Source organism: Streptomyces sp. NPDC057654, assembly GCF_042800135.1.
In the GTDB taxonomy this organism is placed as follows: Bacteria; Actinomycetota; Actinomycetes; order Streptomycetales; family Streptomycetaceae; genus Streptomyces.
Map to the genome: position 1 here is coordinate 1 of NZ_JBHVHQ010000150.1, position 13,105 is coordinate 13,105.

Genomic DNA, 13,105 nt, shown 5'->3' on the forward strand with positions numbered 1-13,105 from the left:
GTCCGGGGTACGCCCCGGACAGCGCGGCCGCTCCTTCATCGGCGACGCGAGGGCGTCCTACGAGCGGTGACCGCCCGATGTGGCACGCAGGAAGGCCGGGTAGCCGCCGACCACCGGCACGCGGGCGGCGCTGCCGGCGAGGTCGACCGTCACCTTCGGGGTGGTGTCGGCGGGCTCGATGAGCCCCTTGTCGGTGCCGGCCACGATCAGGGCCAGCCGGTGGCCCGCCGGGACGACATGGTCGCTCGCGGCGAGGTCGAGGCTGATGCGGTAGGACTTCCCGGGCGTCAGCCGCTCCCCGTGCCAGAGGTCGGCGTAGTGGCCGAGATCCGCCCAGCCCCGGCTGAAGACCGTGTGGCCCGTCTGCTTGGTGTCGGCGACGGTCCGCTTGTAGCAGGAGCTGTCCCCGGCCGTGCTGCTGCCCCAGCAGGTGCGGTCGGCGAGCGTGGTGATCCCCTCGCCCGCGCCCGCGTAGTTCCGGATGGTGTCGGGGCCGAGGTCGACGAGGACCGCCGAGAGATGGGCCGACGTGGTGGACGGGGTGACCTTCAAATCCACTGTGGACGAGCCGGACACGCGCAGGTCGCGGGTGAGCGCCGGGGTGATGAACCCCGTCTTCGACGGAGTCGACCGGTCGATGTCCGCCGCCCAGGCGTCCTCGTCCAGCTTCGGGTCGTCCGTGAACGAGGCGGTGGAACCGGCCGGCGCGGGCTTGACGCCGAGCGTGCCGACGCCCGCGGCCGGGCCGTTCACCGGGCGGAGCGTGGTGGCGGACGTGCCCTGCGGCGGCCACTGCCGGTCGGTGCTCCACTGGTCGGGGTGGCGCTCGATATCGGCCATCGGCTCGTGCTCGACGCCGTTGCGGTAGCCCAGGAGGTAGTGGTCGAACCAGCGGTGCAGCGTGTCGGTCCACTCCGCGCGGCGGAAGTCGAACGGGTCCACGTGACCGGTCTGCGACAGCCAAATTTTTCGCTCGACGCCGTTCTCCGCGAGCGCGTCCCACCACTGGCCGAAGTGCTTGGTGCGCACGTTCAGGTCCTGCATGCCGTGCACGACGAAGACGCTCGCGCGCACCTTGTCGGCGTCCGGCACGTAGTCGCGCTCTTCCCACAGCTTCGTGAAGTTCCCGTTGCGGGGCGCGCCTTCGACGAGCTTGCGCTGCACGGCCTGGCAGCGGGCGCGCGCCTCGGGGCTCTCGATGCTGTTGGAGAGCCCGTCGGGGCCGCCGTCGTAGAGGGCCGCGCCCTTGGCGAAGTAGTAGTCGTACCAGGAGCTGATGCCGCCGATCGGCACGATCGTCTTGAGGCCCTTCACTCCGGTCGCGGCGACGCCGTTGGCGACGGTGCCGTCGTAACTCTTGCCGATCATGCCGACGGCGCCGCTGGTCCAGTCCGCGTCGACCGTCGCCGTGCCCGTACGGTCGCGGTAGCCGCGGGCCCGCCCGTTCAGCCAGTCGACGACGGCCTTGGCGGACTGGACGTCGGAGCGGCCGCCGATGTCCACGCAGCCGTCGGAGCGGTTGGTTCCGGCGAGGTCGACCAGGACGGTCGCGTAGCCGCGCGGCACGAAGTAGTTGTCGTAGTAGAGCGGGAAGAGGACCGGTTTGCCCTGGGCGTCGTAGGTTTTCTTCTGGCTCTCGTTGCCGCGTCCGCAGCAGGAGTAGTAGGGGCTGGCATCCATGATCACAGGAACTTTGTCGCCGTTCTGGGCCGCTTCTCGGGGCCGGACGATGTCGACGGCGACCCGGTCGCTCTTGCCGTTCGAGTCGCCGTCGATCCCGGTATCCACCCATACGGACTCGCGTATCGCGTGCGCGTAGGAGTAGACGGGTCTGCTCTCCCCGCCTGAACCGGTCTGCGCCGCGTTCGCGGCTCCCGGTGCGAGGAGTACGGCCAGTACGGCGGCCACGGCCGCCAGGACGAGGGATTTCCACGGGATGCGGGGTTGCCGCGCGCGTAGGGACACGGCGGGACCGTAGCGCGAGTGAACTCCTGTGCAGAAGGGGGCGAACGGTTGGCCCACGGGGCTGGAAAGGCTGTTGATGTCAGCGGGATGTCGGTCATATGACATGACGCGCCATGGACAACGTCCGGCCCCGGTGAGTACATAGGCTTCGAAAGATCGTTCTCCCCAACGAGTTGGAGGACTCGTGCGTCACAGACTCATCGTCCCGAGCGCTGCCGCCGTCGCAGGTCTGCTGCTGGCGATCCCGGCCTCGGCCGCCGGCGCGTCGCCGGGCGCGCCGGGCATCGGAGACCCCTATTACCCGGATTCCGGCAACGGCGGCTACCACGTCTCCCACTACGACCTGCGGCTGAAGTACCAGCCGAAGACGGACGAGCTCCAGGGCACGGCGACGCTGATCGCCACCACCACGCAGGCGCTCTCCCGCTTCAACCTCGACTTCGCGCTCGATGTGAGCGAGGTCCTGGTGAACGGGAAGAAGGCCAAGTTCGCCCGCTCCGGCGCCCATGAGCTGGAGATCACGCCAAGCGCTGCGCTCGACTCCGGCAAGGAAATCAGCGTGGTCGTCCGCTACCGCGGCGTCCCCTCCAAGGTCAAGGTCAACGGCAGCACGTCGTGGCAGCGGACCCCTGACGGCGGGATCGCCGCCCAGGAGCCCGAGTCGGCGTGGTGGTGGTTCCCCAGCAACGACCACCCGCGCGACAAGGCCACGTACGACGTGTCCGTGTCCGTGCCGGACGGCACGCAGGCGATCAGCAACGGCACGCTCCAGTCGAAGAGCTCCAAGTTCGGCTGGACCCGCTACAACTGGCGCTCCAGCAAGCCGCAGGCCTCCTACCTGGCCACGCTCGCCGTCGGCAAGTTCGACGTCACCACCGACACCACGGCCAGTGGGCTGCCCGTCATCAACGCCTACAGCAAGGACCTCGGGGCGAACGGCGGCGCCGCGAAGGCCAGCGTCGAGCGGAGCGCCGAGGTCGTCGACTGGCTGAGCTCGGTCTTCGGCCCGTACCCCTTCGACGCGGTCGGCGGGTACGTGCCGAACGTGCCCTCGCACTTCGCCCTGGAGACCCAGACCCGGCCGTTCTACAGCCCCGCGCAGTTCGCCAAGGGCGCCAATGTGTCGGTGGTCGTGCACGAGCTGGCCCACCAGTGGTACGGGGACAGCGTCTCCGTGAAGAACTGGCGGGACATCTGGGTCAACGAGGGGTTCGCCAGCTACGCGCAGTGGCTGTGGTCGGAGAAGGAGGGCGAGGGCACCGCGCAGGAGCTCGCCGACTACACGTATGCGCAGTACCCGGCGGATGACCCGTTCTGGAAGGTGAAGCCGGGCGATCCGGGCGCGGACAAGCAGTTCGACGCCGCGGTCTACGACCGGGGGGCCATTGCGCTTCAGGCGCTGCGCAACAAGGTCGGCGACAAGGCGTTCTTCGCCATTCTCAAGGGCTGGCCGGCGGCGCACCAGTACGGCAACGCCTCGGTGCAGGACTTCGTGAAGTTCGCGGAGAAGGTCTCCGGGAAGCCGCTCGCTTCGCTCTTCGACACGTGGCTGTTCAGCACGGAGCGTCCGGCTCCGCCGACTGCCGCGAAGGCGGGCCTCACGGCGCGGACGGCACACGGGAAGCCCGCGGAGCCCAAGTCCTGGAAGAAGATCCAGGCGGCGCGGAGCGTGCACTCGGCGCGCTGACGGTGGTGTGGGCCGGGGTGTACGGGTACGGGCGTGTTGTGGGTGCGGGGCCGGGTCCTACGGGGTGGGGTCCTCCACCGCATATTTACGGGCCGCAAACCCGGAACCGCCGAGTCACCCAGCACTCCGGCCCACAAATACACGTCAGCGTTCCGGACCCCACCCCTACGGCCCCGGCCCCTCCCCTCTCGTCGCCGTCGAACGGCCGGTGGACCACCAGCCCCGGCAGGGCCAGGCAGGACCGGGCAGGGTTCGGCTCGGCGCGGTTCGGCTCGGCACAACCCGTTCAGCTGGGCACCTGCCGCTCACCGCTCGCCCCGGTGGACGGCCGGCGGGGCGGGCGAGGCCCTGGACCGTGGCCGGAGCTCCGGGCCACCCCACCGCCCAGTCAGATGGCGACAGGTGGCGACCGGAAGAGGAACCGGGCCGCAGAGGCGTACGGGCGGGAGGGGGCGGGGCGGTGGGGGCCCGGAGGAGGCGTAAAGCGTGATTTGCGGGCCCAAGATGAGGGCACCTGAGGCAACATCCAGCACGGGCCCGTAAATCGTGCAGCCCCGGAGGGCCCCCACCGCCCCGCCCCCGACCCGGCACCGCACCCGGCGCGCCCGCCCCCAACCCGGCGGAGAGGCCGCCTCAAACCGTCAGCCCTCGCCGTCGGCCAGACGCTTGCGTTCGGCCGCCGCCTGGGCCACACGGCCCCTCGTGGCGAACCAGCCGGCGACCAGACCGGCGGCGAGGATCGGAATGATCATCACCGTGCGCCGCCCGACGCCGCCGTCGTACCACATGAGCACGATCACGCCCAGCAGGAAGGCGATGGTCACGATGTCGGTCACCGGCGTGCCGGGAAGGCGGAACTTGGGGCGCTCCAACAGACCCCGCCGGGACTGCCGCACGAACGCCAGGTGGCAGAGCATGATCATGCACCAGGCGCTGACGACGCCGAGCGCGGCGATGTTGATGACGATCTCGAACGCGTCTTTCGGCAGCCAGTAGTTGAGGCCGACGCCGAGCACGCCGACGCACGACGTGAGCAGGATGCCGCCGTACGGCACCTGATGACGGTTCATCAGACCGGTGAACTTCGGAGCCGATCCGGACATCGCCATGGAGCGCAGGATGCGCCCGGTGGAGTACAGACCGGAGTTGAGGCTGGACATGGCCGCGGTCAGCACGACGAGGTTCATCACGTCACCGGCCGCGGGGACGCCGACGTTCGACAGGACGGTCACGAACGGGCTCTCGTTCGCGGAGTAGCCCTTCCACGGCATCAGGAGGGCGAGCAGGACGACCGAGCCGACGTAGAAGACGCCGACGCGCCACATGATGGAGCGCACGGCCTTGGGAACGATCCGCTTCGGATCATTGGTCTCGCCGGCGGTCACGCCGACCATCTCGACGGCGGAGTAGGCGAAGACGACGCCTTGCAGCACGACGACGACCGGGAGCAGACCGGCCGGGAAGATGCCGCCGTTGTCGCTGATGACGCTGAGTCCCGGGGTGTGCCCGCCGACCTTGTGGCTGGTGGCCAGCAGGAAGATGCCGATGCACATGAAGGCGACGAGCGCCGCGACCTTGATGATCGAGAACCAGAACTCCAACTCGCCGAAGATCTTCACCGAGATGAGGTTGACGGAGAGCACGACGGCGAGCGCGATGAGCGCCATGACCCACTGCGGGATGCTGGTGAACATGGACCAGTAGTGGGTGTAGAGCGCGATGGCGGTGACGTCGGCGATACCGGTCGTCGACCAGTTGAGGAAGTACATCCAGCCGGCGACGTACGCGCCCTTCTCGCCGAGGAATTCACGCGCGTAGCTGACGAACGAGCCGGAGGACGGGCGGTGTACGACCATCTCGCCGAGGGCGCGCACGACGAAGAAGGCGAACAGGCCGCAGACGGCGTACGCGATGGCCAGCGCGGGCCCGGCGGAGGCGAGCCGGCCGCCGGCGCCGAGGAAGAGCCCGGTGCCTATCGCGCCGCCGATCGCGATCATGTTCACATGGCGGTGCTTGAGCCCTTTGCTGTATCCGGCGTCCCCGGCATCGACCGGCGGCGCGCCTCCCCCGTCCGGAGGTGGTGGCGTCTCGTCCTGGACGGTTTCGGTGCGCACAGTGGTGTCTCGCCTTCGGTCAGGTGATGTCGTGCTGTCACCCGTGCCCCGCGCGTCTCACGGGGCGGGTCAGCGGCACACCCTCCCCCCACGGCCGCGCACCTGTCTGTGTGCTGGATCACACTGCGGCGGCTCGCTCGTTGGGTTGCGGGCATATGTCGAGAATCGGATGCGCGGAACCTCAAGGAGGGCTCAAGCGCGGGGAACGCCGCGGTGCATGCCCGGACCCGCCGCGGCCTGCGCGCTCTCGGGTGCACTGTCTTTCACAACTCCGGTGAGACAGCAATACTGTTCAACATGCACGAGTCCGCGACCGACCTCACCGTCGATGAGCTGGCCGCCCGCGCGGGCGTCACGGTCCGCACCATCCGTTTCTACAGCACGCGCGGACTCCTGCCCCCGCCCGAGATCGGCCCCCGCCGCATCGGCCGCTACGGTCCGGACCACCTCTCCCGGCTCGCGCTCATCGAGGAGTTGCAGCACCAGGGCATGACGCTGGCCGCCATCGAGCGCTATCTGCGGCAGCTGCCGCCGGACCTCAGCGCCCATGACCTCGCCATCCACCGCGCACTGGTCGCCGCCTGGGTGCCCGACCAGGCGGAGGAGGCGACGCTGCGCCAGTTGGAGCGGCGGGTGGGGCGCGAGCTGACCGGGCAGGACCTGGACCGCCTCGCGGCGATGACCGTGCTGGTGCGGACCGAGGACCCGGACGTGTTCCAGGTCGATCCGGGGCTGCTGCACCTCGGGGTGCGGCTGCTGGACGTACCGATCGCCCTGGAGACGATCCTGGCGGCCCGTACGGTCCTGCTCCAGCACACGCGCTCGGCGGCGCGCGAGTTGACGCGGCTCTTCCATGACGAGGTGTGGGGCCCGTACCGGGAGCGGGAGCCGGACGCCGAGCAGGTGGCGGCGATGAAGTCGCTGTCGGCGCATATGCAGCCGCTGGTGGTGCAGGCGCTCGTGACGGCCTTCCAGAGGTCGCTGAAAGAGGAACTCGGCGCGACGTACGCGGAGGAGTAAGCGGAGTAAGCGGAGGGTCAATACGGAAACGGGAAATCCCCATTTCCGGTCGGTGACTTCGCGGCCCTACGTGCGGAAATGACGTCGAGGTTGCATGCATGGAAGACCCTTTGCCGAGTCTTTGAAGAAGGCACCGCTTCGGTTATTCGCGGACGTGCGATGTAGATTCCTTCACGTGTTGCGCACTATTCTGCAGACAGCACGCGGCTCTTGCCGTGTCCGCATGCCACCGGGAAGGAACTTCCGTCGATACGCCGTGCGCGCGGCATTCACGTCACAAGCCGCAGCGCGCCCCGGCCCGGACCGGCTTCCGTTCTCGCCCGCCCCGGCGGGTCTCCGAGCTCTCCTGACACGCGGCGTCGACTCCGGCGCCGGCGAATCGAGCACGGCCGGCGGCGCCGCGGGAGCGCTCCCGCAATAAGTGGGCGCGGACCTGTGACGCAACAGCCGGTACACCCGTCCTCTTCAGTGCCGGCTGATGACGGCCCGCTCTCCCCTCGCTCCACCTCTGTCGCCACAGCAGCGCGGAGGAACGGCCCGCCCGCGTTCCTCCCTTCACCCTGGACCACCGATGCCCCCGATAACCGACACCGCCCCGAGCAGGCCCATTGCGCCGGCGGTCGTGAAGACGCGACTGGATTCGCTCACGGGTCTGCGCTGGTACGCCGCGCTGCTCATCTTCTGCTACCACTTCGCCCACGAGTCGGACTACACCACCTCGGCGCACCGGGCCGAGCTGCTGAAGAAGATCACTCTGGCGGGCCCCTCCGCGGTCTCGCTGTTCTTCATCCTGTCCGGGTTCGTACTGGTCTGGTCGGCCCGCATCGGCGACAAACCGGGCAGCTTCTGGAGGCGGCGGTTCGCCCGCATCTACCCCAGCCACGCCGTGACGTTCCTTGTGGCCGCGCTGCTGCTGGTGTGGGAGGGGAAGCCGCTGATCTCGTCCATAGCCCTGGGAAACCTGACCCTGATCCAGTCGTGGATACCGAACCGCGGTGACTGGTGGTTCGGCTTCAACGGCGTTTCCTGGTCGCTGAGCTGCGAGTTCTTCTTCTACTTCAGCTTTCCGTTCCTGGTCCCGCTGCTCCGCCGCCTCTCCGTCCGCGGCCTGTGGACCACGCTGATCGTCTGCAACGTCGCCGTCATCCTGATCCCGTTCCTGACGAACTTCGTGGAAGGCGCGACGGGCTGGAACTCGAAGTACTTCATCTACATGCTGCCGCCCGTACGCCTGATCGAGTTCGCGATCGGCATCGTCCTCGCCTTCCTCGTAAAGGGCGGCCACTGGCGCGGCCCCGGAACGATCGTCAGCCTCGTACTCTCCGGCATAGCCGTCTTCGTGGTGGCGCTCGACGTTCCCTACATATTCCACTGGAACGCGTGCACCGTGATTCCTTACACCTTCCTTATAGCCGCATTGGCCCGCAACGACGTCAGAGGCAAACCATCCCTCCTCCGCCACCGCGTCCTGGTGTACCTGGGGGAGATTTCCTTCGCCTTCTACCTCACTCATGAAATGGTCATATTCGGCCTCAACTACTTCTTCGCCCCCCGCCCCCTGTCACCATTGGCCCAGGGCTCCCTGGCCTTCGCGATCTCCTTGGCAGGCGCCGTCGTCCTCCACGCCTACGTGGAGAAACCCTGCGTAAAACTCCTCCTCCCCCGCCGCCGCCACCCACAGCCCGCCTGAACCACGCCCTTGCGTAGGCCGCTGGTCGAAGAGCGGCCTACGCCGAGGCACCGTCCGGTTCGTTCGTTCACTCGTCCGTGAACCGCTCCCCCGCCTCCGCCTTCGCGAGCAGCAGGGCCGGTGGGGCGAAGCGGTCGCCGTAGGTTTGCTGGAGTTGGCGGGTGCGGGTGATGAAGCCGGGGAGGCCGCCCGGGTAGCCGTTGATGTACTGGAGTACACCGCCGGTCCAGCCGGGGAAGCCGATGCCGAGGATGGAGCCGATGTTGGCGTCGGCGACCGAGGTGAGGACGTTCTCCTCCAGGCAGCGGACGGAGTCGAGCGCTTCGGAGAACAGCATCCGCTCCTTCATGTCCTCGAAGGGGATCGGGGCCGCGCCGGGGCGGGAGAAGTGTTCGCGCAGGCCCGGCCAGAGGCCCGTGCGCCTGCCGTCGGCGTAGTCGTAGAAGCCCGCGCCGCCGCTGCGGCCGGGCCTGCCGAACTCCTCGACCATGCGGTCGACGACGGCGTCGGCGGGGTGCTCGGTCCAGGTCCCGCCCGCCTCCTCCACCGCGCGCCGGGTCGCGTCGCGGATCTTGCGCGGCAGGGTGAGGGTCAGCTCGTCCATCAGGGAGAGGACCTTGGCGGGGTAGCCGGCCTGGGCCGCGGCCTGTTCCACCGAGGCGGGGTCGGCGCCCTCGCCGATCATCGCGACGCCCTCGTTGATGAACTGGCCGATGACACGTGAGGTGAAGAAGCCCCGGGAGTCGTGGACGACCACCGGGGTCTTGCGGATCTGCCGCACCAGGTCGAAGGCGCGCGCCAGTGCCTCGTCCCCGGTCCGGCCGCCCTTGATGATCTCGACGAGCGGCATCTTGTCGACGGGCGAGAAGAAGTGCAGGCCGACGAAGTCGCGCTGCCGCTCGACGCCCTCGGCGAGGCCGGTGATGGGCAGCGTGGAGGTGTTGGAGCACAGCAGCGCGTCGGGCTCGACGATGTGCTGGATCTCCTGGAAGACCTTGTGCTTGAGGGCGGCGTCCTCGAAGACGGCCTCGATGACGGCGTCGCACCCGGCGAGATCCTGCGGATCGGCGGTCGGCGTGATGCGAGCGAGGTGCGCGTCGCGCTTCGCCTCCGTCGTACGGCCGCGGGCGAGCGCCTTGGCGAGCAGCTTCTCGGAGTACGCCTTGCCCTTGGCCGCGGCCTCGGGGGTGACGTCCTTCAGTACGACCTCGATGCCCGCGCGGGCGCAGGAGTAGGCGATGCCCGCACCCATCATCCCGGCGCCCAGCACGGCGACCTTGCGGACCGTACGCGGCGCGGGGCCGGCCGGGCGGCTGCGGCCGGAGTTGACGGCCTGGAGGTCGAAGAAGAACGCCTGGATCATGTTCTTGGCGGTCTGGCCGGTGACCAGGTCCACGAAGTAGCGGGCCTCGATGGTCTGCGCGGTCTCGAAGTCGACCTGGGAGCCCTCGACGGCGGCGGCCAGGATGTTGCGCGGCGCGGGGTACGGCGCGCCGCCGGTCTGCTTGCGCAGATTGGCGGGGAACGCCGGAAGGTTCGCGGCGAGGCGCGGGTTCGACGGCGTGCCGCCGGGGATCTTGTACCCCTTGACGTCCCAGGGCTGGCGCGACTCGGGGTGGGCGGCGATGAAGGCGCGCGCCTTGGCGAGCAGTTCCTCCGGGGTGGCCGCCACCTCGTGGATCAGCCCGGCCTCCAGCGCGCGCCGGGGCGCGTACTGCGTCCCCTGGAGCAACACCTTGAGCAGCGCGTCAGCGATGCCCAGAAGCCGTACGGTGCGCGCGACGCCGCCACTGGCGGGCAGCAGCCCGAGGGTGACCTCCGGCAGCCCGATCTTGGAGCCCGGCGCGTCGAGCGCCACCCGGTGATGGCAGGCGAGCGCGATCTCGTAACCGCCGCCGAGGGCCGCCCCGTTGATGGCCGCGACGACCGGGACGCCGAGCGTCTCGATGCGCCGCAGGTCGTGCTTGACGCGCATGCTCCCGTCGAACGTCCGCTGCGCCTCGTCAGGTGTGACGGCGATCAGCTCGCGCAGGTCGCCGCCCGCGAAGAAGGTCTTCTTGGCCGAGGTGAAGACGATGCCGCGCACGGTCTCCCGCTCGGCCTCCAGCCGGTCGGCGACGGCGTGCAGGGACTCCTGGAACGCCGCGTTCATGGTGTTGGCGGACTGCGCGGGATCGTCCAGGGTCAGGGTGACGACGCCGTCGCCGTCCTGGTCCCAGCGGATGGTGCTGCTCTGGCTCATGTCACGGTCTCCGTAAGAGGTTCGGGTGCGGGCGGGCGCTTACAGGCGCTCGATGACGGTGGCGACGCCCATGCCGCCGCCGACGCAGAGCGTGATGAGGCCGTACCGCTTGTCCTGCCGCTCCAGCTCGTCGACGAGCGTGCCGAGGATCATCGCGCCGGTCGCGCCGAGCGGGTGGCCCATGGCGATCGCGCCCCCGTTGACGTTGATCTTGTCGAGCGGCAGCCCCATCTCGCGCGCGAAACGCAGCACCACGGCCGCGAAGGCCTCGTTGATCTCGACGAGGTCGATGTCGTCGATGGTCAGACCGGCCTTGGCCAGCGCCTTACGGGTGGCGGGCGCGGGCCCGGTGAGCATGATGGTGGGCTCGGTGCCGGAGACGGCCGCGGAGACGATACGGGCGCGGGGCGCCAGCCCGTACCGCTCGCCGACCTCCTGGCTGCCGATCGCGACAAGGGCCGCGCCGTCCACGATGCCGGAGGAGTTGCCCGCGTGGTGGACGTGGTCGATCCGCTCGACCCAGTGGTACTTCTGCAACGCGACGGCGTCGAAGCCGCCCGCGTCCCCGATCGCCGCGAACGACGGCTTGAGCCCCGCCAGCGACTCGGCCGTGGTGCCGGGCCTGATGTGCTCGTCCCGGTCGAGGACGAGGAGGCCGTTGCGGTCCCGTACGGGCACGACCGAGCGGTCGAACCTGCCGTCCTTCCAGGCTGCCGCGGCACGCTCCTGGGACAGCGCCGCGAAGGAGTCGACGTCGTGCCGGGAGAACCCCTCGATGGTGGCGATGAGGTCGGCGCTGATCCCCTGCGGCACGAAGTCCGTGGCGAACCCGGTCATGGGGTCCGCGAACCAGGCGCCGCCGTCGGAGGCCATCGGCACGCGCGACATCGACTCGACGCCGCCCGCCAGCACCAGATCCTCCCAGCCGGAACGGACCTTGGCGGCGGCCATGTTGACGGCTTCCAGGCCGGAGGCGCAGAAGCGGTTCTCCTGTACGCCCGCGACGGTGTCGGGCAGCCCGGCGGCGATGGCGGAGATCCGCGCGATGTCGGAGCCCTGGTCGCCGACCGGGCTGACGACGCCCAGCACGATGTCGTCGATGGCGGCCGGATCGAGGCCGGGGAAGCGGCGGCGCAGCTCATGGATGAGGCCGACGACCAGATCGACGGGCTTGGTGCCGTGCAGCGCGCCATTGGCCTTGCCGCGGCCGCGCGGGGTGCGGATCGCGTCGTATACGTACGCTTCGGTGCTCAAGGTCTCGGGCCTTTCGGGAGGGATGAGGGTCAGGGAGGCTCGGGGATCGGGAACCGGCCGGTGCTCTCCTTCATGATCACGGTGGTGCCACCGCGGATCGTCCGGATCCGGCCGTCGCACCACGCGCGGGCGGCCCGTACGGCCAGGCCCCCGCCGATCAAGACCGATCAAGACCGGTCGAGATCCGGCAGTCCCCAGTCGCGGGCCACGTCGGCCGTGTCCGCGCCGGGCTGGGCGGGCGGCCTGCGCACGCTGCCCGGCGTGGCCGAGAAGCGCGGCGCGGGCGCGGGCTGGGTGATGCCGCCGTGGTCGACGAAGGTGCCGCGGGCCGCGAGATGCGGATGGTCGGGGGCCTCGCGCAGCGAGAGCACCGGGGCGACGCACGCGTCCGAACCGGCGAAGACGGCGGCCCACTCCGCGCGCGTACGGGCTCGGAACCGTTCGGCGACGGTGGTGCGCAGCTCGGCCCAGCGGGCGAGGTCGTCGCGGGCGGGCGCCTGGTCGGCGAGGCCGAGGAGCTCCATGAACTCGGCGTAGAAGCGCTTCTCCAGCGCGCCGACCGCCATGTATCCGCCGTCGGCGGTCTCGTACGTGCCGTAGAACGGCGCCCCGCCGTCCAGCAGGTTGGCGCCGCGGCGGTCCTGCCAGCCGCCGGCCGCCAGCATGCCGTGGATCATCGCGGTGAGGTGGGCGGTGCCGTCGACGATGGCGGCGTCCACGACCTGGCCCTCGCCGGTGGTGCGGGCGTGCTGGAGCGCCGCGAGCACGCCGATGACGAGGTAGAGGGAGCCGCCCGCGTAGTCCCCGACGAGGTTGGCGGGGACGGCCGGGGGCCCGTCCGCGGGGCCGATCATGCCGAGGGCGCCGGTGATGGCGATATAGCCGATGTCGTGGCCGGCGGTTTCGGAGAGGGGGCCCTGCTGGCCCCAGCCGGTCATCCGGCCGTAGACGAGCCGGGGGTTGCGGGCGAGGCAGTCCTCGGGGCCGACGCCGAGCCGTTCGGCGACTCCGGGCCGGTAGCCCTCGATGAACACGTCGGCGCGCTGGGCGAGTTGGAGCGCGGCCTGGGTGCCGTCCGCCGTCTTGAGGTCGAGGACGACGGAGCGCTTGTTGCGGTTGGTGATGTCGTAGGC

8 protein-coding genes are annotated in these 13,105 nt (G+C 69.9%); 3 read left to right on the forward strand and 5 right to left on the reverse strand.

The genetic code is table 11. The annotated features are described in order from the left end of the window. Positions 1–57: 57 nt before the first annotated feature. The gene (locus tag ACFU99_RS14520; RefSeq protein WP_384390848.1) at positions 58–1,965 is read right to left on the reverse strand and encodes a Xaa-Pro dipeptidyl-peptidase; all 1,908 of its coding nucleotides are present in this window, start codon (positions 1,963–1,965) and stop codon (positions 58–60) included. A 184-nt stretch (positions 1,966–2,149) separates the two neighbouring features. On the opposite strand from ACFU99_RS14520, the gene ACFU99_RS14525 reads away from it, so the two are divergent. Then, positions 2,150–3,652 carry a M1 family metallopeptidase gene (locus ACFU99_RS14525; protein WP_384390851.1) on the forward strand — a complete coding sequence of 501 codons (1,503 nt, stop codon included), beginning with the start codon at positions 2,150–2,152 and terminating at the stop codon, positions 3,650–3,652. A gap of 641 nt (positions 3,653–4,293) precedes the next feature. Here ACFU99_RS14525 and ACFU99_RS14530 read toward each other — a convergent pair. After that, entirely contained in the window at positions 4,294–5,766 is a 1,473-nt protein-coding gene (locus ACFU99_RS14530; protein ID WP_384390853.1) for an amino acid permease, read from the reverse strand. A gap of 297 nt (positions 5,767–6,063) precedes the next feature. On the opposite strand from ACFU99_RS14530, the gene ACFU99_RS14535 reads away from it, so the two are divergent. Together ACFU99_RS14535 and ACFU99_RS14540 are read left to right on the forward strand one after the other, a co-directional pair. Then, positions 6,064–6,786, forward strand: coding sequence for a MerR family transcriptional regulator (locus ACFU99_RS14535; RefSeq protein WP_384390856.1), 723 nt, complete (start codon positions 6,064–6,066; stop codon positions 6,784–6,786). Positions 6,787–7,408: 622 nt separating this feature from the next. After that, entirely contained in the window at positions 7,409–8,476 is a 1,068-nt protein-coding gene (locus ACFU99_RS14540; protein WP_384390858.1) for an acyltransferase family protein, read from the forward strand. Between the two features lie 67 nt (positions 8,477–8,543). On the opposite strand, the gene ACFU99_RS14545 is transcribed toward ACFU99_RS14540, so the two are convergent. The 3 genes from ACFU99_RS14545 to ACFU99_RS14555 form a co-directional block, all read right to left on the reverse strand. Continuing rightward, entirely contained in the window at positions 8,544–10,718 is a 2,175-nt protein-coding gene (locus ACFU99_RS14545) for a 3-hydroxyacyl-CoA dehydrogenase NAD-binding domain-containing protein (RefSeq protein WP_384390861.1), read from the reverse strand. 39 nt (positions 10,719–10,757) lie between these two features. Beyond that, the gene (locus ACFU99_RS14550; RefSeq protein WP_384390864.1) at positions 10,758–11,972 is read right to left on the reverse strand and encodes an acetyl-CoA C-acetyltransferase; all 1,215 of its coding nucleotides are present in this window, start codon (positions 11,970–11,972) and stop codon (positions 10,758–10,760) included. A 167-nt stretch (positions 11,973–12,139) separates the two neighbouring features. Beyond that, positions 12,140–13,105, reverse strand: a 966-nt coding sequence (locus tag ACFU99_RS14555) for a CaiB/BaiF CoA transferase family protein (protein ID WP_384390867.1), incomplete at its 5' end; no start/stop codon positions are given.

Bases quoted from the DNA above. Each gene is read 5' to 3' on its own strand.
- ACFU99_RS14535 (WP_384390856.1), top strand. From the start codon at position 6,064: ATGCACGAGTCCGCGACCGACCTCACCGTCGATGAGCTGGCCGCCCGC.
- ACFU99_RS14545 (WP_384390861.1), bottom strand. From the start codon at position 10,718: ATGAGCCAGAGCAGCACCATCCGCTGGGACCAGGACGGCGACGGCGTC.